This is a genomic window from Acidimicrobiales bacterium (assembly GCA_036378675.1).
Classification (GTDB): Bacteria; Actinomycetota; Acidimicrobiia; order Acidimicrobiales; family Palsa-688; genus DASUWA01.
Map to the genome: position 1 here is coordinate 1 of DASUWA010000054.1, position 20715 is coordinate 20715.

The 20715-nt window shown below is 66.3% G+C and carries 16 protein-coding genes; 8 read left to right on the forward strand and 8 right to left on the reverse strand.

Annotated elements, in window-relative coordinates; translation table 11 throughout:
- Nucleotides 1-133 precede the first annotated feature (133 nt).
- From VFZ97_16565 to VFZ97_16590, 6 genes are read right to left on the reverse strand one after another with little or no spacing between them, the layout of a single operon-like run.
- Nucleotides 134-1111 carry a haloalkane dehalogenase gene (locus tag VFZ97_16565; GenBank protein ID HEX6395048.1) on the reverse strand — a complete coding sequence of 326 codons (978 nt, stop codon included), beginning with the start codon at nucleotides 1109-1111 and terminating at the stop codon, nucleotides 134-136.
- Nucleotides 1112-1136: 25 nt separating this feature from the next.
- On the reverse strand, nucleotides 1137-2837 hold the full coding sequence (locus VFZ97_16570; GenBank protein ID HEX6395049.1) for a class I adenylate-forming enzyme family protein: 1701 nt from the start codon (nucleotides 2835-2837) through the stop codon (nucleotides 1137-1139).
- The gene (locus VFZ97_16575; GenBank protein ID HEX6395050.1) at nucleotides 2834-3343 is read right to left on the reverse strand and encodes a hypothetical protein; all 510 of its coding nucleotides are present in this window, start codon (nucleotides 3341-3343) and stop codon (nucleotides 2834-2836) included. Before VFZ97_16575 ends, VFZ97_16570 begins: the two co-directional genes overlap by 4 nt.
- The gene (cimA, locus tag VFZ97_16580) at nucleotides 3340-5037 is read right to left on the reverse strand and encodes a citramalate synthase (protein ID HEX6395051.1); all 1698 of its coding nucleotides are present in this window, start codon (nucleotides 5035-5037) and stop codon (nucleotides 3340-3342) included. The genes VFZ97_16575 and cimA overlap by 4 nt, the downstream gene beginning before the upstream one ends.
- The gene (locus tag VFZ97_16585; GenBank protein ID HEX6395052.1) at nucleotides 5027-5950 is read right to left on the reverse strand and encodes a branched-chain amino acid transaminase; all 924 of its coding nucleotides are present in this window, start codon (nucleotides 5948-5950) and stop codon (nucleotides 5027-5029) included. The genes cimA and VFZ97_16585 overlap by 11 nt, the downstream gene beginning before the upstream one ends.
- A 4-nt stretch (nucleotides 5951-5954) precedes the next feature.
- Nucleotides 5955-6956 carry a 3-isopropylmalate dehydrogenase gene (locus tag VFZ97_16590; protein HEX6395053.1) on the reverse strand — a complete coding sequence of 334 codons (1002 nt, stop codon included), beginning with the start codon at nucleotides 6954-6956 and terminating at the stop codon, nucleotides 5955-5957.
- A 296-nt stretch (nucleotides 6957-7252) separates the two neighbouring features.
- Between VFZ97_16590 and greA the strand changes: the two genes are divergently transcribed.
- The 6 genes from greA to VFZ97_16620 all read left to right on the forward strand — a co-directional run bounded on the left by greA (nucleotide 7253) and on the right by VFZ97_16620 (nucleotide 14507).
- Nucleotides 7253-7723, forward strand: coding sequence for a transcription elongation factor GreA (gene greA, locus VFZ97_16595; GenBank protein HEX6395054.1), 471 nt, complete (start codon nucleotides 7253-7255; stop codon nucleotides 7721-7723).
- Nucleotides 7724-7771: 48 nt separating this feature from the next.
- Nucleotides 7772-9628: a glycoside hydrolase family 15 protein gene (locus VFZ97_16600; protein HEX6395055.1), complete on the forward strand. Its 1857-nt coding sequence runs from the start codon at nucleotides 7772-7774 to the stop codon at nucleotides 9626-9628.
- A gap of 85 nt (nucleotides 9629-9713) precedes the next feature.
- On the forward strand, nucleotides 9714-10787 hold the full coding sequence (locus VFZ97_16605; protein HEX6395056.1) for an ATP-binding cassette domain-containing protein: 1074 nt from the start codon (nucleotides 9714-9716) through the stop codon (nucleotides 10785-10787).
- A complete protein-coding gene (locus VFZ97_16610) occupies nucleotides 10784-11602 on the forward strand; it encodes an ABC transporter permease (GenBank protein ID HEX6395057.1) in 819 nt (272 codons plus the stop codon). Before VFZ97_16605 ends, VFZ97_16610 begins: the two co-directional genes overlap by 4 nt.
- Nucleotides 11603-11604: 2 nt before the next feature.
- Nucleotides 11605-13116 carry a TldD/PmbA family protein gene (locus tag VFZ97_16615; protein HEX6395058.1) on the forward strand — a complete coding sequence of 504 codons (1512 nt, stop codon included), beginning with the start codon at nucleotides 11605-11607 and terminating at the stop codon, nucleotides 13114-13116.
- Complete coding sequence (locus VFZ97_16620) at nucleotides 13113-14507, forward strand: metallopeptidase TldD-related protein (protein ID HEX6395059.1); 1395 nt, start codon at nucleotides 13113-13115, stop codon at nucleotides 14505-14507. The genes VFZ97_16615 and VFZ97_16620 overlap by 4 nt, the downstream gene beginning before the upstream one ends.
- A 12-nt stretch (nucleotides 14508-14519) precedes the next feature.
- On the opposite strand, the gene VFZ97_16625 is transcribed toward VFZ97_16620, so the two are convergent.
- Together VFZ97_16625 and VFZ97_16630 are read right to left on the reverse strand one after the other, a co-directional pair.
- On the reverse strand, nucleotides 14520-15977 hold the full coding sequence (locus VFZ97_16625; GenBank protein ID HEX6395060.1) for a leucyl aminopeptidase: 1458 nt from the start codon (nucleotides 15975-15977) through the stop codon (nucleotides 14520-14522).
- The gene (locus VFZ97_16630; protein ID HEX6395061.1) at nucleotides 15974-16543 is read right to left on the reverse strand and encodes a cob(I)yrinic acid a,c-diamide adenosyltransferase; all 570 of its coding nucleotides are present in this window, start codon (nucleotides 16541-16543) and stop codon (nucleotides 15974-15976) included. Before VFZ97_16630 ends, VFZ97_16625 begins: the two co-directional genes overlap by 4 nt.
- 98 nt (nucleotides 16544-16641) lie before the next feature.
- On the opposite strand from VFZ97_16630, the gene VFZ97_16635 reads away from it, so the two are divergent.
- Entirely contained in the window at nucleotides 16642-17109 is a 468-nt protein-coding gene (locus VFZ97_16635; protein ID HEX6395062.1) for a DUF2510 domain-containing protein, read from the forward strand.
- Nucleotides 17110-17182: 73 nt separating this feature from the next.
- Nucleotides 17183-20707 carry a methionine synthase gene (metH, locus tag VFZ97_16640; protein ID HEX6395063.1) on the forward strand — a complete coding sequence of 1175 codons (3525 nt, stop codon included), beginning with the start codon at nucleotides 17183-17185 and terminating at the stop codon, nucleotides 20705-20707.
- The last annotated feature ends 8 nt before the right edge of the window (nucleotides 20708-20715 follow it).

Sequence of the window (20715 nt, forward strand, 5' to 3'; positions counted from 1 at the left end):
CGTGTCGTCAAGTCGCACCGACATGCCACCTACCACCTACCACTTCACGTCCCGTCTGGTTTGACTCTCTCACGTCGGTTCGGCCGAGTAAAGGGCGAAAGCTGGAATGCTCCCCTTTGTCAAAAATACGCCGTTATGTCCGGAAACGCGGCGGTCCGAGCGAACCAGCGAACTCCGTGATCAGTCGACCGAGTTCTTCGCCTTTCTGCTCCTGCAGGAAATGCCCGGCTCCCTTGATCGTTACGTGCTTCTGACCACGGGCACCCCGAACTCGCTCCTGGAAGACGGACTCCCATCCCCGCGTCGCGAAATCTCCGTCCGAAAACGCCGTAAGGAACGGCCGGCTCCACGTCTCCAACGCGGCCATCGTGGTGCGCCCGATCGCGGCTCCCGGATCGTTCCGGGTGAGCGGGATCAGTGCGGTCAGCTGTCGCAGGCCGGCTTTGTAAGTCGGGTCGGGAAACGGCGCGTCGTAAGCAGCGAGCACATCAGCAGGGAGCGGCCCCGCTACGGCGTCGACGAACATGCTCGGCCGGATCTCCGGAGCCCGCTGGTAGAAGAGCACGTAGTCGAGAAGCGCCTCCTCGACGAGCACGCGGCTGTCGCCGACGCCATTCAGTGCCCAGGACAGCTTTCCGGCCAGCGCTGCATCACCCGTGTGCAGGATGGTGTTCGCCGCCACCACGCCGGCGAATCGATCAGGCTCGCGAGCGAGCACGCTCAAACCGATCGGGCCACCCCAGTCCTGGACGACTACGACAGACTCTTGCAGGTCGAGCCCGGTCACGAAGCTGTGCATCCAGTCGACGTGCCGCTGGAAGGTGTAGTCGGTCGCCTCGGTCAGCTTGTCCGATCTGCCGAATCCGATGTTGTCCGGGGCGATTGCCCGAAGTCCTGCGTCGACGAGTGGGGCGATGACCTTGCGGTACAGATACGACCACGTCGGTTGCCCGTGCAGCAGGAGAACGACCCTCCCGTCGCGCGGGCCTTCGTCGACATAGTGCATCCTGACCGGCGCGACGCCGTCCGTTTCGACCTGGACGTAGTGCGGTTCGAACGGATATCCGGGAAGACCGGTGAAGCGGACGTCCGGGGTCCTCAACACGCCCACGCTCGCCTCCCCACCAGGTCCGCGCTCAGGAGCCGACCAGCTCGTCCCGCAACTCGCGCTTGAGGATCTTGCCGGCCGGATTCCGGGGAAGCGGTCCCTCGTAGAACCAGATCTTTACAGGGACCTTGAATGCCGCGAGCTTGGACCCTACGAACTCCTGGAGCTCGGACTCGGTCGCCGAAGTCCCCGGACGAAGCTGAATGACCGCTGCGGGCTCCTCGCCAAGGGTCGGGTGCGAAACCCCGATGATCGCTGCCTCGCCTACCGACGGGTGCTCGTACAGAACGTCCTCGATCTCGACGCTGTAGATGTTCTCGCCGCCCCGGATCAACATGTCCTTCGCCCGGTCGACGATGTACACGAAGCCCTCGTCGTCGATGCGAGCGACATCGCCCGTGTGGAGCCAACCGTCGGAGAACGTCTGCGCCGTCGCCTCCGGCTTGCCCCAATATCCCTTCACCACGTTCGGACCCTTGATGAAGAGCTCGCCTACCGCACCGGCGGGCAGGTCCCGTCCGTCCGGATCGACCACCTTGACCGTGACGACGGGGACTGGAGGGCCAACGCTGTCGGGCTTTTTCACGTAATCGTCGCCCGAGTTCATCGTCGACAACGACGACGTCTCGGTCAGCCCGTACCCGTTCGATGCGGGAACCGAGCCGAAGTGCTCCTGGATGCGCCGGACCAATTCTGGTGGGGCGGGCGCACCGCCGTAACCAACGCTCTTGACGCTGGAAGTGTCGCGAGTCGGGAAATCGGGATGGTCGAGTACCTGCATCACCATGGTCGGAACGCCGCCGAAGGTCGTGATCTGCTCGCGCTCGATCAGCTCCAGAGCCCTGCCTGCATCCCAGCGGTACATGATGACGAGCTTCCCGCCGACGAGGGTGTTGGTGACCAGTATCGAGTGGCAGCCGGTCGCGTGGAAGAACGGGACGGAAAGCAGGTAGGCGTTCGGACCGCCATCGCCTGTCGGATCCTTTCCCGACCTGAGCCCGCTGCGAACGTTGACGTAGATGAGGCTCATCGGGTTGGTGCAGATGTTGCGATGCGTCCCAAGGGCACCCTTCGGCCGTCCGGTCGTGCCGGACGTGTAGAAGATGGTTGCGTCGTCGTCGGGATCGATCTCAACGGTGGGCAGATCAGCATCCGCCGGGACCTCGCCCAGGACGTCCTCCCACCGAAGCATCCCGTCCGGGACGGGCCCGGCGGTCCGGGCAACGATCGAAGCACGCAAGTCCGGTAGTGAACCGGTGTGCGGAGCGATCCGCTCGGCCCGGTCATCATCGGCGATCAGCACCTTGGTCCCGGAGTCGGCGAGCCCGTACTCGAATTCTTCTCCGGTCCACCAGGCGTTGAGCGGCACGACGATCGCGCCGACCGCCGCCGCAGCCCAGAACGCGATCGACCACTCTGGATAGTTGCGCATGGCGATCGCGACCCGATCGCCCTTCGACACGCCGAACCGGTGCCTGAGGATGTTGGCGAGATGAGCGCAGGCCCGGAAATGCTGCTCGAAGGAGAGCGCCTCGTCCTCGTAGACGAGGAACGTCTTGTCCCCGTGGCCGCGGCTCATGGTGAGTATGGCGCCGAGCGTGGGAGGGCAGTTCTTCCAGACCTTCGTCGGGATGCCTCGGATGTCGACGTGGTCGATCTCGAACATCTGTCCCGCAGCGGTCAACTGGGCGTCGGCGTCGGTCACCGACATCGAAGCGGTCTCGCTCATACGATGAACATTTCCCGCCAGTTGCTCAACTTCTCTCTCGCCTGGGTCGGGGCCAGCTTGAGGGTTTGGAGACGCACGGCGTCGACGATTTCACGCTGGTCCCAGTAATGCTCCGCTGCACCGCGGAACATCGGCTTCCGCCATCCGATCAGGTCGTCGGGGGCGCCCCCGAGATAGCCCCACACCGTGTACGCCCACTCCATGTCGTAGATGACCGGTGCTCTGCCGAAGTGCGCCGCCCGCCGCGATCCGCAGGCGAAGCACCCCGCGATCACGTCCTTGGCGTGCTCCCCCGCAGTGAGGATCAGTTTCGGTTCGAGCCGCCGGGCAAGCTTCAGCCCGTAACCGAGGTCCGGCCCGGTGGAGCCGAACCGTGGGCCTTCGGGCGGCGCCAGCGTGGTCTCCTCGGCCGGCCTGTCCTGGTACCACGGCACGGGTGGCGGCAGCAGGGCGGATGGGCGCACCCGATCGGATGCCTGGACGGGAACGTGGGCGGGTTGGCTCACGAAGGTTGATTCTGCTGGGCGTCCGCGCCGTGCAGCAACCCGAACACGATCGAGTCCTCGAGTGCGGCCCAGGAAGCCTCGATGACGTTCTCGGACACCCCGATGGTCGTCCAGGTCCTCTCGCCGTCGGTCGAGTCGATCAGCACTCGGGTGATCGCTGCCGTGCCCCGGCTGGTGTCCAGAACCCTGACCTTGAAGTCGGTCAGGTGCACGTGGGCGAGCTGCGGGAACACGGGACCGATCGCCTTTCGCAGCGCGGCGTCGAGAGCGTTGACCGGACCGTTGCCCTCAGCGGTTGCAATCACCCGGTCGTCGCCGACGACCACCTTCACCGTGGCTTCGGTGACGAACGTCTCGTCCTCGCGGAGCTCCGTGATCACCCGGTGGGACTCGAGGGTGAAGAACGACTGCTTCCAACCCGTCGCGGCCCTCATGAGAAGTTCGAGCGATCCGTCGGCCACCTCGAAGTGGTACCCCCGATGCTCGAGGTCCTTGAGCTGCTCGACGATGCCGGCGAGCAGATCGTCGTCGAGCGAGAGTCCGAGCTGCTCGGCTTTCAGAGCCACGGTCGATCGCCCGGCCATCTCGCTCACGACGAAGCGGGTCCCGTTGCCGACCGACTCCGGGTCCACATGTTCGTAGGCGTCGCGCTGCCGGGCGATGGCGCTGGTGTGGAGTCCGGCCTTGTGGGCGAACGCCGAGGGGCCTACGAACGGCTGATGCGGGTCGGGAGCGATGTTGACGACCTCGGCAATGTGGTGAGCGACCGAAGTGAGCCGGGGCAGCCGTTCGCGCCCGATGGTCTCCACTCCCATCTTCAGAGTGAGGTCGGGGACTGCCGCGGTGAGGTCGGCGTTGCCGGTGCGCTCCCCGTACCCGTTTATGCAGCCCTGCACCTGGGTCGCCCCCATCCGAACTGCCATGAGGGAGTTCGCGACCGCGCAGCCCGAGTCGTTGTGGAAGTGGCAGCCGATCGACGTCCCACCGTCGAGTGCGTTGCGCACCTCGCCAACGACCCGCTCGACATCGAAGGGGAGACTTCCCCCGTTGGTGTCGCAGAGCACGAGCACCTCGGCCCCGGCGCCGGCGGCGGCCTTGAGGACGTCGGTGCTGAATCCGGGGTTGGCGCGGTAGCCGTCGAAGAAGTGCTCCGCATCCAGGAAGACCCGCCGGCCCTGCGAGCGCAGGTAACCAATCGAATCCGCCACCATGTCGATCGCTTCGGTCAGGCTGGTCCGCAGCGTCTCGGTCACGTGCCACTCGGCCGACTTGGCGACCAGGCAGACGGCAGATGTCTGCGCGGCGAGAAGGTCGGCGAGTACCGGATCCGTGTCCGCCCGGCCCCCGGCCTTGCGGGTCGACCCGAATGCGACGAGTGTCGCCGTCTGCAGCTGCAGGTCGCCTGACGCTGCCCGGCGAAAGAACTCGGCGTCCTTCGGATTCGCCCCCGGCCAGCCCCCCTCGATGAACTGCACGCCGAGGTGGTCGAGTTGCTCGGCGACGCGCAGCTTGTCGTCGACGGTGAGGGACAGGCCTTCCTGCTGGCTCCCGTCCCGGAGAGTCGTGTCGTAGATATCCACTCTGCCGATCAGCCCGGACGGGGCCCCAACCCCATCCTCCTCCCGAGCGTGGGGCCCCACCCCCACGCCGGTCCGTGATGCAGAAAGCTGGGTATGGCTGTGGTCACCCGACATGTTCGGCCCAGTCCTTGTAGCGGTCGACCTTGCCGCGCACTGCGGAGTGGAAGACGTCCTGGATCTGGCGGGTCATCGGGCCGGGTTTGCCGTCGCCGACCTGACGGTCATCGACCGAAGCGATCGGCACGACCTCGGCTGCCGTCCCGGAGAGGAACGCCTCCTCCGCGACGTACAGATCCGAACGGAGGATGTTGCCGACTTCGACCTCGAAGCCCAGGTCCCGGGCGATGGTCATCACCGAGTTCTGGGTGATGCCCTCGAGCGCGCCTGCAGCGAGCGGCGGCGTGATGATCTTCCCGTGCCTGACGACGAAGATGTTCTCCCCGGTGCACTCGCTGACGTAGCCCTGGGGTGACAGAAGAATCGCCTCGTCGTAGCCGGCTTTCAGCGCCTCTACCTTGGCCATCGAAGAGTTGATGTACATGCCGGTCCCCTTCGCGGCGGGGGGAAGGGCGTTGGGCGCGTGGCGCTGCCAGGAGCTGATCTTCATGCGAACGCCGTTGGCAATGCCCTCGTCGCCGAGGTAGGCGCCCCACGGCCACACGGCGATCGAAACGTTCACCGGGCAAGGAAGGGGATTCAGGCCCATCTCGCCGTAGCCGAGGTAGACGATCGGCCGGATGTAGCACTCGGTCAGGCCGTTGACCCTGACCGTCGTCTTGGTCGCCTCGATGATGTCCTCGGCGCTGAAGGGGACGTCGATCATGAAGATCTTCGCCGAGTTGAACAGCCTGACGATGTGGTCGGTGAGCCGGAACACCGCCGGGCCGGACTCGGTGGGGTAGGCGCGAATGCCCTCGAACACGCCGCAGCCGTAGTGAAGGGTGTGGGTGAGGATATGGATACGGGCGTCGTCCCAATCGACGAGCTCCCCGTCCATCCAGATCTTCTCGGTCTTGGTGATCGGCATCGACTTACACCCTTTCTGCGATGGCGTCGCCCACCTGGGTGGTCGACAGTTCAGGTCCCGGTGCGAAGGCCGAGACCGCTTTGGTGATTCGGGAGGCGGCGTCGCCGGCACCCAGGAAGTCCAGCATCATGGCGGTGGATACGATTGCCGCGGTCGGGTTGGCCTTGCCCGTGCCGGCTATGTCCGGAGCGGAACCGTGGACGGGCTCGAACATCGAAGGTCCTGTGCGATCCGGATTCAGATTGCCCGACGCAGCCCGGCCGATTCCGCCGGCAATCGCTCCACCCAGGTCGGTGAGGATGTCTCCGAACAGGTTGTCGGTGACGACCACGTCATAACGCTGCGGGCTCTCGACGAAGTAGATGCACGCCGCGTCGACATGGTTGTAGGCAGTGGTCACGTCCGGATATTCGAGCGCGACCTGATCGAAGGTACGTTGCCAGAGATCGCCGGAGAACGTGAGCACGTTGGTCTTGTGCACGAGAGTCAGGTGCCTCTTCTCGCGGGAGCGGGCCAGGTCGAACGCGTAGCGCACGCATCGTTCGACGCCTAACCGGGTGTTTACCGATCCCTGCGTGGCGACCTCGTACGGTGTTCCCCGGCGAAGAAAACCACCCTCCCCCGCGTACGTTCCCTCGGTGTTCTCCCTGATGACCGAGAAGTTGATCGGCACACCCGCGCCGACACTTTTTTCCGAAACGAACGGCCGGAGGTTCACGTACAGATCCAGCTCGAAGCGCAACCGCAACAGCAAGCCCCGCTCGAGCACCCCAGGCGGTACCTCCGGCGTGCCGATCGCCCCGAGGAGGATTGCGTCGAAGCCCCGGAGCTCTTCCAGGACACTGTCGGGCAGGACGTCACCGGTTTCCAGGTACCGGCGGCCGCCAAGGTCGTACTCGGTTGTGTCGAGCTCGGCCCCCGCCGCCCGCGCGACCTTCAATCCCTCGGCGATCACCTCGGTTCCGATCCCGTCTCCGGGAATCACGGCGATCTTGTAGGCGGTCACTGGTCTGTCGGCTCCTGTTCGTTCTTGTTTCTGCCTGTATTTCTGGCGGTGATTGAGTTTTCTGACGGTGGTTGAGACACAAAACGACCGTCCCCTCGGGGACGGTCCACGAAGCGCATCGGCTTAGGTGTGCCGATGCGCTACACGATAATTACGATCTGTGCGGCGGGTGGGACGTTGCAAATGCGGTTCACGGTGTCACCAGTTTCGCTCAAAGGCGGTCTGAAATCAACCACGGGGCGGCCGGCGAGCAGCCCTGTGAGGTTCTGCAGCGAGCGCCACTAGCCTGGTTCCGCATGGCTGCCACGCATCTGACTCAGGACACCTACGACCGGCTTCAGGCCGAGCTCGAGGACCTGCGCACCCGCGGCCGCATAGAGATCGCCCGGGCGATCGAGGCGGCCCGTGCCCTCGGCGACCTTTCGGAGAACGGCGACTACCACGCCGCCAAGGACAGCCAGGGCAAGATGGAGGCTCGCGTCCGCCAGCTCGAGGCGATGCTGCGCGACGCGGAGATCGTGTCAGGCGAAGCAGGCGCCGAGGGCGAGGTCACCACCGGTGTGGTGGTGGCTTTGCGTTACGCCGGCGACGACGACGTCGAGCGCTACCTGATCGGTTCCATCGAGGAGCGCCGGGAGGGTGTGTCGGTTATCTCGCCGAACTCGCCGCTCGGTCAAGCGCTCATCGGCCGGCACCAAGGCGATCGGGTTTCCTACGAGGCTCCGAGCGGAGCGCAAGAGGTGGAGATCGTCGAAGTCGGTGCCTGAGAGGTCGGTGCCCGATAGGTCGGTGCCCCATAGGTCGGTGCCACAGCTGTGATCACCGACCCGGCGCGGGTTCCTCTCAGCCGGCGCGGGTGGATCGGGAACGGCGCAGCGGGCGCGCTCGTATCCGCTGACGGGACGATCGACTGGTACTGCCCCGACGGAATCGCTTCCAAAGCCGCGCTGTGGCGCCTGCTCGACCCGGCCGGCGGGGCAGTGCGAGTCGGCCCCGAGCGGACTGGATCGAACGCCACCCGCACCCTGCCACCGGGCGAGCAGCGGTACCGCCAGTCGACGAACGTGCTCGAGACGATCCTGGAAGGGGCCGCTGGCCGTCGGGTATCGGTGCTGGACTTCCTGGACTGGCCGGGTCCGGGACTCGAAGTCACCTCCCGGGTGGTGCGAGTGGTGCGCGCGCTCTCTGGCCCCGTGGACGTAGAGGTGGAGGTCTTCCCGTCGGGCCGGTTCGGAGAGGCCGCAGAGGCCAGAGAGGTGGCCTCCGGCTCCGACGGGCTGGTCATGGACGGGCTCGCGGTGCGGGCGGGAGTGCCGCTGGAGCCGGCACCTGTGGGCCGTCGTACCCCTCGTTGGCGGGCGGTGCGCCGCCTGGACGAAGGCGAAGGCTTGGTCCTGACCATCGAGCAGACCGGTGGTTCTTGGGGGTCGACCGGTCGAGCGGAGCCCCTCACCTTCGACTCGGCGATGAGGCTGGCCGAATCGACGGAGCTCGCCTGGCGTGGGTGGCTGGGGCTGCTCGCCTACGACGGCCCGTACCGGCAGCCGGTCGAACGCAGCCTTCTGGCAGTGCGCTCGCTCACCAGTGCCGGCGGGGCGCCTGCCGGCGCAGGCACCACCTCGCTCCCCCGCCGCGTCGGAAGCGAGCGGACCTCGGACGACCGCTGGGTCCGGTGGCGCGACGCCGCCGGGGCAGCCCGGACCTTCGCCTCAGTCGGGTTCGCCGAGGACGCCGAAGCTGCAGAGGCGTGGCTTCGCAGAGCAGTCGAGGAGGCGCCGCTTCCTTGGCCGGCCCGGCTGGATTCCGACGGCCAGCCTCCGCCGGACGTAAAGGTACTGGGGGTGGAGGGGTGGAGACGGTCCGGGCCGGTGGTTGTCGGGGTTCGAGAGGAGCTCCGGGATCTCGATTGCTACGGGGACGTGGTGGCGGCGATCGGGGCAAGCAGGACCGCTCCGGGCGGCGGGCGGGGTGAGCCCGGTCCGCTTACTGCCGCGTGGCCGCAGCTCGCCGCCGCCGGCGACTGGATCTCCGATCACTGGCCCGAGCGGGATTCGGGTGTCTGGACTACGCCTGGGCCGCCGGCAATGCTGGTGGCGTCGCGGGTCCAGGCCTGGTTCGCGCTGGACCGGCTCGTCCGTGTCGCCCGTGCAGCCGACCCGCTCGACTTGGCGGCGGTTCCCTGGCAGCAAGAGGCTCGCTCGATCGTGAGCTGGCTCGAAACCGACGGCTTGTCCTTCGACGGAGGCCTCCGACGGGACGGAAGCGCGGAGGCTGACGACGAACCTGATGCTGCGCTCCTCCGCATCGCGTGGCGCGGCCCCTGGCCGCCGTCGCACCCGATCGTGGCCAAGACCATCGACCGCGTTCTGGATCGACTCAGCACGTCCGGACTCGTCCACCGGTACTCCGAGAGGGTCGACGACGGCCAAGCCGGACCCGACAACCCGGACCTGCTCGCATCGCTCTGGGCGGTCCGGGCGCTCGCCGCCGCCGAGCGCTGGGAGGAGGCGCACGAGCGGATGGAATCGATACTGAGCCTGGCGGGTGCTGCCGGGTTGTTGTCAGAAGCGGCCGAGCCGATCTCCGGCGAGCTGATGGGCAACATTCCGTTCGCGGCCGTACATCTGGCGCTGGTGGACGCCGCTGTCGCGCTGGCGAGCGGCCCGAACTGAATCAGCCGTTCACGTCCACCAGCGTTCACCCTCCACGCCGGGAATCCCAACAAGTGACGCACGTTGTCGGCGGTAGCGTTCCGGCATGGCTGCTTATCCCCCCGTGCGCGCCGTAGCCGATGGAGCCGACGGTGCGCCCGCCGATGCCCCCGCCATCATTGTCGAAGGCGTAAAGAAGTCCTTCGGAAACGTGCACGCGCTTCGCGGAATAGATCTCGCCGTCCCGAGAGGAACCGTGCTCGGCCTGCTCGGGCCAAACGGCGCCGGCAAGACGACTGCAGTTCGAATACTCACGACGCTGCTCAAGCCCGACGAAGGTCGAGCGGTCATCGAGGGACTCGACGTCGTCGACGACGAGGAATCGGTAAGGGAGATCATCGGGCTGGCCGGTCAGTCGGCGGCAATTCAGGAAGAGTTGACCGGCAGGGAGAACCTGGAGATCTTCGGCCGGCTTCACCACCTCTCGAAACGGCAGGCGCGAATACGGGCGGAGGAGCTTCTCGAACGCTTCGACCTCGCCGACGCGGCAGACCGTCCGGCGAAGACCTACTCGGGAGGAATGCAGCGGCGCCTCGATCTGGCGTCGAGCCTTGTCGGAGATCCCCTGGTTCTCTTCCTGGACGAGCCAACCACCGGCCTGGACCCGAGGGGCCGGATCGGAATGTGGTCGGTGATCCGGGAACTAGTGTCCGCCGGCACAACATTGCTCCTGACAACCCAATACCTGGAAGAGGCTGACGAGCTTGCTGACGAGATCGTTGTCATCGACCATGGACAGGTGATAGCCGCCGGTACCGCCGAGCAGCTGAAGGACAGGATCGGCGGGGACGTCATCGAATTCACCGTTCCGGACAGCACCCGGCGCGACGACGCAGTCCGGGCGGTTGTGGAGCTGTCGGAATCCGATCCGATCGTCGACGGGCAAACTGGCCTGGTCGCACTCCGCATAGGTCATCTCGGATCCGACGCGCTGATGCAAGCCGTGCGTTCGCTCGACGGTGCCGGCGTTTCGGTTCAAGGCCTGGCATTGCGACGCCCCTCTCTCGACGACGTTTTCCTCGCGCTCACGGGGCATGCGGCGGAGAGCGAAGACGAACCCGAGCCCAAACGAGGTCGCCGGCGGCGTGCGGCTGTCAGCAGCACGGAGGGCCGTTCGTGACCGCGGCGACTATCGCACCGCGAGTCCGGACGGCACCGCGAAGTGTCTCGTCGCGTTTGCGGCGCGCGGCCACCGACGCAGTCACGATGACTCACCGCAACCTGATCCTGTGGGTCCGGGTGCCGGCGTACATCGTCTTCACCGTCATCCAGCCACTGATGTTCATGCTCCTCTTCAGGTACGTGTTCGGCGGGGCGATCGGGGTGAAGGTCAAGGGTGGGTACGTGAACTACCTGGTTCCCGGCATCATCGGGCAGACCGCGACATTTACGTCCTTCGGGACGGCAATCGCACTCGCTCAAGAACTGAAGAAGGGCTCGATCGACCGTCTGCGCTCGATGCCCATCGCCCGATCGGCTGTTCTGGTGGGCAGGCTCAGTGCGGACATGATCCGGCTGGCCGTCACGATCAGCATCCTTCTTGCAACCGGGTACGCCGTCGGCTTCCGTTTCGAGAACGGGCCGTGGGCCGCGCTGTTCATGGTGCTGTGGGGGCTCGCGTTCGGCCTCGTGGTCGTGTGCGTTTCGGCGTTCACCGGGCTCGCGATCAAGGACGAGGAGTCGGTGCAGGCGTTCGGCTTCATCTGGGTTTTCCCTCTGGTCTTCGTGAGTGCGGCGTTCGTCCCGCTGCAGAGCATGCCCGGTTGGATGCAGGCCTTCGCCAAGAATCAACCCGTCAGCATCCTCATCGAGGAGATGCGGTCGCTGGCCCTGGGCGGCCCGGTGGCTCTGCACGCGTGGGAAAGCGCGCTGTGGCTGGGAGGCCTGTTCATCCTGTTTGCTTCCCTGGCGGTGCGGGCGTACAGAAAGGCGTGACTTTGGCAAAGCGAAGTGTGGACCCGTCGTTCCGAGCGCTTCCTCTCGAGGGTCTCGCCGGCGCAGCGCTCGACGAAGCCAGGAAGTCCCGCGCATCGCACGCGGAGTTCAGGCTCGAGCGGATCAGGGCCGCCGACGTCCGCATTCGGGATCGAGAGCTCGAGGGAGCATCCGAATCCGAGTCGTCAGGGCTCTCTGTCCGTGTCCTCGTCGACGGGACGTGGGGATTCGCTTCGGCCAGCGGCCTGAGCGAGCAGTCAGCGCGACGGGCTGCCGGCGATGCAGTCGAGGTGGCGCGCGTGTCGGGTGCAATCAACCGTGAGAGAGTGGAGCTCGCCCCCGAGCCTGTGTACAGCGGAGAGGAGTGGGTCTCGTCGTTCGACGTCAACCCGTTCGACGTCTCCCCGTCGGACCGGATCGAGCTGTTGAAGAGCTGGACGGACGCGCTGCTTTCCGGTCCGGGGGTCGATCACGCCGACTCGGCGGTGCTCGCGGTCCAGGAGGACAAGTTCTACGCCGACCTGTCCGGGACGGCCACGTTCCAGGAACGGGTCCGGGTGCACCCGACCGCGACCGCGGTGAGCATCGAATTCAACGGAGGCGGCTTCGAAACGATGCGAACTCTCGCGCCGCCCACCGGGCGCGGCTGGGAGTACCTGACCGGTGAAGGGTGGGACTGGGACCGGGAGCTGGCGGAGATCCCCGAGCTGCTCGCCGAGAAGATGAAGGCGCCGGCGGTAGAAGCCGGCCGTTATGACGTGGTGATCGACCCGTCCAACCTGTGGTTGACCATCCACGAGTCGATCGGCCACGCGACGGAGCTCGATCGCGCTCTCGGGTACGAGGCGGCTTACGCCGGAACGTCGTTCGCGACCTTCGACAAGCTCGGCAACTTGCGATACGGATCCCCTGTCATGCACGTCACCGGAGACCGCACCGTGGAGCACGGGTTGTCGACAATCGGGTACGACGACGAGGGTGTCGCCGCTCAGTCGTGGGACATCGTCCGCGACGGCGTTCTCGTGGGATATCAGCTGAACCGCGCCATGGCCGCGCGGCAGGGGCTCGGCAGATCCAACGGTTGCGCATTCGCGGACTCACCCGGAAACATCCCCCTGCAACGGATGGCGAACGTGTCGTTGCAGCCGGCAACCGGCGGTCCAACCACTTCGGAGCTGATCGGCGGTCTCGACGAAGGGATCTACATCCTGGGCGACAAGAGCTGGTCGATCGACATGCAGAGGTACAACTTCCAGTTCACCGGCCAGCGGTTCTTCCGCGTCCGCGGGGGCCGTCTCGCCGGGCAGCTCCGCGACGTCGCCTACCAGGGGATGACGACCGACTTCTGGGGATCGATGGAGGCGGTTGGGGGCGAGTCGACCTACGTCCTCGGCGGGGCCTTCAACTGCGGCAAGGGACAGCCCGGACAGGTTGCACCTGTCAGCCACGGATGCCCGTCGGCGCTGTTCCGGCAGGTTCGCATCCTGAACACAACCGAGGAGTCCGGCCGGTGACCGTCAACGACGTGAAACCCCAGGACCTTGTCGAGCAGGCGCTCTCCATGTCCCGCGCCGACGGTTGCATCGTCATCGCAGACGAGATCACCAGCGCCAATCTGCGGTGGGCAAACAACACTTTGACGAGCAACGGAATATCCCGCGCCGGCGCGCTCACCGTCATCGCAATCGTCGAAGGCGCTACTGGCATCGTCGCGCAGGAAGGTGTCACGCTCGATTCCCTCGAAGACGTGGTCCGCGCGGCTGAGACCGCTGCATCGGGGAGCGGCAAGGCCGAGGACCGCATGCCGCTTGCGGCTGCCGACACTGTTTTGAGCCCCGGCGACTGGGACGCGCCGCCTGCCGAGACGTCGATCGGAGTCTTCGCCGACACGGCCAAAGCTCTCGGTCACCAGTTCGGGCGGAGCGAGGCCGAAGGGGAGCTGCTGTTCGGCTTCGCCTCGCATGAGGTTCGCACCAGCTATCTGGCTTCCTCCACCGGCCTGCGCGCCCGCCACGATCAACCGACCGGGTATGTGGAGATGAACGCCAAGTCCAAGGACTTTGCCCGCTCGGCGTGGGCCGGAGTCCCGAGCGAGGACTTCACCGACGTGGACATTCTCGCCATCTCCGCCGGCCTGTCACAGCGGCTCGATTGGGCCAAGCGACAGCTCGAGCTCCCTGCGGGCCGTTACGCGACGATCCTTCCTCCCACCGCTGTAGCCGACCTGATGATCAGCATGTACTGGTCGCTCGGCGCCCGCGACGCCCACGACGGAAGGACGGTCTTCAGCCGGCCCGGCGGCGGCACGCGCGTCGGGGACCGCCTGAGCGACAAGCCGATCACGTTGCGCAGCGACCCGTCCGCGCCGTCGCTTATGTGCTCCCCGGTCGTGTTCGCGCACAGTTCGTCGGCCGCGCAGTCCGTGTTCGACAACGGACTCCCCATCCACCCGACCCGCTGGATCGCCGACGGGAACCTGCAGTCGCTGATCCAGACGAGGCACTCCGCCAGCCTGACCGGGCTTCCGGTGACGCCCTACGTCGACAACCTCATCATGGACGGCACCACCGACGGAGACGACCTGAGAGGTATGACAGAAGCTTCATCCGGCCGCACGCTGCTGCTCACATGCCTCTGGTACATCAGGACCGTCGACCCGCAAACCCTTCTCCTGACCGGACTGACGCGAGACGGCGTCTACCTGGTCGAAGACGGCGAGGTCGTCGGCGCGGTCAACAACTTCCGGTTCAACGAGAGCCCCGTCGACCTGCTGGCGCGGGTTTCGTCGGTCGGGCTCTCCGAACGCACCCTCCCCCGCGAGTGGTCGGACTACTTCACGCGCACCGCGATGCCGCCGCTTCTGGTGGAGGACTTCAACATGTCCTCGGTAAGCCAGGCCTCCTAACGGGCTGGCGTACTAGCCAGACAGTCTTCTGGCCGATAGCCCGGACACGAGCTCGATGAGCGTCCTGGCGCCCCACCCGGTGCCGCCCTTGCGGGTCAGCGCGGTCTCGGACTCCGCCCAGGCCGGCGCCGCAATGTCCAGATGCGCCCACGGGCGTCCAGCGGTGAACTCCTTCAGGAACAGCCCGGCCATGATCGTCGACGCGTCAGGCTTGGCGGTCACGTTTCGAAGGTCGGCGACTTCCGAATCGAGATCCTTGCGATAGGACGAAAACAGCGGCAGCTCCCAGCACGGCTCGCCGGCGGCTTCTCCCGCGGCGACGACCCGCCTGACCAGCTCGGCGTCCGTTCCCATGACTGCGCTGAGCGCGGTCCCCAGCGCCACCCGCTGGCCGCCGGTAAGGGTCGCGACGTCGATGACAGCATCGGGCTCCGACTCGACGGCAAGCGACAGGGCGTCGGCGAGAACCAACCGGCCCTCCGCGTCCGTGTTGAGCACCTCGATCGTCGTTCCGTTGCGCGCGGTCAGGACGTCGCCGGGGTGGATGGCCGTGCCGCTGGGCATGTTCTCGGTCGCCGCAACCCAGCCGTCGACCTCGACGCGCACATCCAGTTCCGCAAGGGCGAGGGTCGCAGCGATGACCGCTGCAGCTCCGCCCATGTCGTCCTTCATCGTCATCATCGACTGAGCAGGCTTCAGAGAAAGACCGCCCGAGTCGAAGGTGATCCCCTTCCCGACAAGAGCGATTCGCGCGCGAGGGCGTGAGGAAGGGATGTGCCGAACCCTGATCAACCGCGGAGGCTCGGACGCGCCGGCCGCGACACCCATCAGCGCTCCGAGCCTCTCGTCAGCGATCCGAGCTTCGTCCCACACCTCGACTTCCGCACCGACTTTCTCGGCGGCCTCAACCGTCAGCCGGGCGAGTTCCCTGGGGGTCAGGCTTCTCGGAGGCAGGTTCACCCAGTCCCTCGCCCGCGAAGTCGCTTCGACGCCGACTCTTCCGCGCTCCACCGCGGCGCGGATCCCGTTCCGGCCGACAAGGACCGCCCGCTCCAGCTTGACCGGCGCCTTCCCGTTCCTGCCGTTGCCGCTGCCATCGAACCGGTAGGCACCGAGGCCGATGCCCTCGACCACAGCCTGGGCGTGCTCGGGCCACGAAGCGGTCAGGGTGGTCGCCACCGTCTCGGCGTCCCCGGCGTTGCGGGCGAGTGCACCACCGGCGAGACGGACCGCGTTGGCGTCCACCGATTCGCGACAACCAACTCCGAGCGCGACAACCGTCGAGCCGTCGTCCGCAAGAAGCGCGATCGCCTGGCCCGGCTGCCCCTCGAAGCGGCGCTGCGCGAGAAACCCGCGGTCGATCTCGGCTCCTGCTTCCGGAGTAGTGGTGAGGTCCGAGAAGACCGGTACGCCGAGCACCGCGACACCGGCGGGGGCGCCCCGCTCGATTTCGAAATAGGGGATGTTCATCGACCTGATGCCTTTCGAGATAGCCCTGTGGCCTTCCTGGACAGCACTGATTCCCCATGCTCCTGCCAGCGGGCCAGAGCCCAAACGAGGTCCGAGAGCCGGTTGAGGTAGCGAAGAACCAACGACTCGGGTGGACAGGCCGCAAGCGACTCGCGCTCAGCCCGCCGGACCGTTGTGCGAGCGACATCGAGCGCTGCCGAGACCTGATCGTGTCCGGGTATGACGAAGTCGTTGATCGGAGGAAAACGCTGAACCAACTCGTCGATCCTCTCCTCCAGCGCGCGCACCATCTCCTCGGTGACCAGCGAGACGCCAGGCTTCAGCTTTGAACGCTTCTCTGGCGCGGTCGCGACTTCCGCCATCAGAACGTAAAGGTCCTTCTCGAGGCCGACGAGGAGATCGTCGAGCTCGGAGCCTTTTTCCACTTGGGAGCGGACCACCCCGAGAGCGGCCTGGGCCTCGTCGACTGCCCCGTTGGCGGCGATCACCGCTGAGTCCTTCGGCACCCGCCCCCCGTAGAGGAGGCCGGTCGTGCCGTCGTCGCCGGTGCGGGTGTAGATCCTCATGGTTCCCGGGCGAGATTAAGCGAACCGTGAAGGCAGCTCTCAACGGTCGGCAGCAAGACGCCGATTAGTACCCAACGAGGGAAAGGAACTTCCGACCGATGAGCACCAACACGGCACCTCCCGGATGGCACCCGGATCCGGCCGCCCCCCAGGTCCAGCTGCGATGGTGGGATGGCGCGCGCTGGACCGAGCACGTCCAGCCCCAAGCCCAGCAGGCGATGCCCCAGCCGGCTCAGAGCGTCGGCGCGGGGGGCTTCGACGCCGGCCAGGGATGGCAGGGCGGTGCTGCCTGGCAGCAAACACAGGGTTGGGGCTACGCGACGCCGTTTCAAGGGCCCGTTCAAAGTGCCACCTTCGCCCAGCAGAACAAGTTCTCGCTGATCACCGGAGCGATCGTCGCCGCCTACGTCGTCATCGCAATGACGACCAGGATCGTCTTCATCGGGATCCTCCCGGTCCTCATGTCCGTCCGGGCGGTCCGCCGGCGCGAGCCGCTCGGACCGGTCGCCGTCGGCGCGGCGATCCTAGCGGTGATCATCGCCTTCGCCGCCCTCGCCGGCAGATAGGGAAGCTACACCAGCCCCAGGTCGACAAAAACCCGTTTCTGGGTCCGGATAGGCGCCCTTGTACCCTGTTGGGGTGAGTTCCTACCTCGACGCGGTTCGGGAATCGGTCGTCATCTTCGACGGCGCCACTGGCACCAACCTGCAGCTGCGCCACCTCGGACCGGACGACTTCGGCGGTCCGGCTCTCGAGGGATGCAACGAGATCCTCGTCGAGACCCGCCCCGACGTGGTGGCGGACCTGCACCAGAGCTTCGTCGATGTCGGTTGTCACGTCGTCGAAACGGACAGCTTCGGTTCCCTTCCCTGGGTGCTGGCGGAGTACGGGCTGGAAGCGCGCACCCGCGACCTGGCCCGCAAGGCGGCGTCGATCGCCCGGGACGTAGCCGGCCAGAACCACTGGGTGGCCGGCTCGCTCGGGCCCGGGACCAAGATCGCCTCGTTGGGCCAGATCACGTTCGCGGACCAGCGCGACGGCTACCAGTTGGCCGCCCTGGGTCTCATCGACGGCGGCGCCGACCTGCTGATAGTCGAGACGGTCCAGGACCTTCTGCAGGCGAAGGCGGCGATCATCGGCTGCCGGCGGGCGATGGCCGAAGCGGGGCGAGAGCTGCCGGTCCAGGTCCAGGTGACTATCGAGACGACCGGTCGCATGCTCATGGGCACCGAGATAGGTGCCGCCCTGACGACGCTCGAAGCGTTGCGGCCCGACGTCGTCGGACTCAACTGCGCCACGGGACCGGCCGAGATGAGCGAGCACCTGCGCTACCTGTCCCAGAGAGCGAGGGTCCCGATCTCGGTGTTGCCCAACGCGGGTCTGCCGTCGGTGGTCGACGGCCAGATGCATTACGACCTCACCCCCAACGAGCTCGCCGACTTCCACGCCCGGTTCATCAGCGAGTACGGCGTGTCGGTGGTAGGCGGATGCTGCGGGACCACGCCAGAACATCTCGCCGCGGTCGTCGACCGTTGCGGCGGTTTGACGCCGGGACGGCGGGATCCGGCGCACGAACCCGGCATCGCGTCGATATACAGCCATGTTCCCTACGACCAGTCACCGTCGTTCCTGGTGGTGGGTGAGCGAACCAACGCCAACGGCTCGAAGAAGTTCAGGGAGGCGATGCTGTCGGACGACTGGGACACCTGCGTTGCGATGGCGAGGGAGGCGGTGAAGGACGGTTCACATGTCCTCGACGTGTGCGTCGACTACACGGGTGAGGACGGTGTAGCCGACATGCGGGAGGTCGCCGGCAGGTTCGCCACCCAGGCAACCGTGCCGTTGATGCTCGACTCGACCGAAGCGGACGTGATCGAGACCGGACTTCAGCTGATCGCCGGTAAACCGATTCTCAACTCGGTCAACCTCGAGGATGGGGATGCGGTTGGGACGAGGCTGGATCGTTTTCTGAGCCTCGCCCACGAGTACGGGGCTGCCGTGGTTTGCACGTGCATCGACGAGGAAGGCCAGGCGCGCACCGCGGATTGGAAGGTCCGGGCAGCCCGGGAGATCTACGAGCTTGCGGTGAACCGTTACGGCATCCCGGCGGAGGACCTGCTGTTCGATCCCCTGGTTTTGCCGATCAGCACCGGCATGGAAGAAAGTCGCCGCGACGGGATCGAGACCATCGAGGGCATCCGCCGGATCAAGGCCGAGCTGCCAGGGGCCGGCACGATCGTCGGCTTGTCGAACGTCAGCTTCGGGCTGTCGGCCGCCGCGCGCCATGCGCTCAACTCCGTGTTCCTCCACGAGTGCCAGCAGGCCGGACTCGACGCCGCGATCGTGCACGCATCTCGGATCGTTCCGCTGAACAAGCTTGATGATCGCGTCGTCGAGGTCTGCCTCGATCTGATCTACGACAGGCGTGACAAGGCCGGCGGATACGACCCGCTCGCTGAGCTCCTGTCTCTCTTCGAGGGAGTGTCGTCGACCGACGTCGCGCGGGAGGATCGCAGCGGCTGGCCGGTCGAGCGCCGGCTCGAGCAGCGAATCGTCGATGGAGACCGTGACGGCCTCGAGGCGGACCTCGATTCGGCTTTGACAGATGGGTGGACCGCCCTCGACGTCATCAACGGGCCCTTGTTGGGTGGCATGAAGATCGTCGGTGACCTGTTCGGCTCCGGCCAGATGCAGTTGCCGTTCGTGCTTCAGTCCGCGGAGACGATGAAGGCGGCGGTGTCCTATCTCGAGCCGCACATGGAAAAGACCGACGACGGCGGCAAAGGCCGCATCGTGCTCGCCACCGTCAAAGGCGACGTGCACGACATCGGCAAGAACCTCGTCGACATCATCTTCACCAACAACGGCTACGAGGTTCACAACCTCGGGATCAAGGTCTCGCTGTCGGAGATGGTCGACAAGGCGAAAGAAGTAGGCGCGGACGTGATCGGCATGTCCGGCCTGCTCGTGAAGAGCACGCTGATCATGCGTGAGAACCTGCTCGAGCTGAACGAGCGAGGGCTGTCCGACATCCCGGTGATCCTCGGCGGTGCGGCATTGACGCGCACCTATGTCGAAAGAGACCTGCGAAGCGAATACCAGGGTCGGCTCTTCTACGGGAAGGACGCGTTCGAAGGCCTGCACACGATGGACCGCTTGATGGAGCTAAAGCGTTCCGAAGAGGAGGATCCGGACTTCGGCCGGGTTCCCGAAGGCAGGGAAGGTGCCAGGACGCGGGCGGGTCGCGCGGCGGAAGCCGCCGCCGGCGCAGGAGGAGCCGCAGGGGGGGTCGGAGGGGGGGTCGGGCCGGTCAGGCCCGACGATCTGCCCGAGCGTTCGCCTTCGGTGGCCGTCGACAACCCGGTCTTCGTCCCACCCTTCGTCGGTTCCCGCATCGAGCGCGGGATCCCCCTCGACGACATAGCTGCGTACCTGAACGAGACCGCCCTGTTCCGAGCGCAATGGGGCTACCGGCCAGACAAGTCGACCGGCGAGAACGACGCGGAGTTCAAGGAGCGGGTGCGCGCAGTCCTGCGCGAGCAGCTGGCCGCTGCACGTTCGTCAGGCGTGCTTCAGCCCGCGGTCGCGTACGGCTGGTTCGCGGTGAACTCTGAGGGCGACGATCTGATCGTGTGGAAGGACGAGTCGCGGACGGCGGAGTGGTTGAGGTTCCGTTTTCCGAGGCAGGCGTTCGAACCATGGATGTCGATTGCCGACTTCTTCCGCTCGGTCGAATCGGGCGAGGACGACTACGCCGCCTTCCACGTCGTGTCGATGGGGTCGAAGGTCTCGGAGGAGACGGCGCGTCTTTTTTCCGAGAACCACTACCAGGACTACCTCCACCTGCACGGCCTCGGCGTCGAGATGACCGAAGCTCTCGCCGAGTACTGGCACCGGCGAATCCGTGAGGACTGGGGCTTCGCCGGCGAGGACGGCCCGACGCTTGGCGGGCTGTTCCGCCAGCAGTACCGGGGCGGCCGCTACTCGTGGGGCTATCCCGCGTGCCCCGATCTGGAGGACAACGCCAAATGCGCGGAGCTGGTCGGCGCGGACCGGCTCGGCGTCACGGTCAGCGAGGAGACATCCTGGCAGTTCCATCCCGAGCAGACCACTGCCGCCATCATCTGCCACCATCCGCAGGCGAAGTACTTCGTAGTCGACTGAAATTCGGC

Coding starts and splice junctions, on each gene's coding strand:
- VFZ97_16635 (HEX6395062.1), top strand. CDS start 16,642: ATGAGCACCAACACGGCACCTCCCGGATGGCACCCGGATCCGGCCGCC.
- VFZ97_16630 (HEX6395061.1), bottom strand. CDS start 16,543: ATGAGGATCTACACCCGCACCGGCGACGACGGCACGACCGGCCTCCTC.
- VFZ97_16585 (HEX6395052.1), bottom strand. CDS start 5,950: ATGCCGATCACCAAGACCGAGAAGATCTGGATGGACGGGGAGCTCGTC.
- greA (HEX6395054.1), top strand. CDS start 7,253: ATGGCTGCCACGCATCTGACTCAGGACACCTACGACCGGCTTCAGGCC.
- cimA (HEX6395051.1), bottom strand. CDS start 5,037: ATGTCGGGTGACCACAGCCATACCCAGCTTTCTGCATCACGGACCGGC.
- VFZ97_16605 (HEX6395056.1), top strand. CDS start 9,714: ATGGCTGCTTATCCCCCCGTGCGCGCCGTAGCCGATGGAGCCGACGGT.
- VFZ97_16570 (HEX6395049.1), bottom strand. CDS start 2,837: ATGAGCGAGACCGCTTCGATGTCGGTGACCGACGCCGACGCCCAGTTG.
- VFZ97_16625 (HEX6395060.1), bottom strand. CDS start 15,977: ATGAACATCCCCTATTTCGAAATCGAGCGGGGCGCCCCCGCCGGTGTC.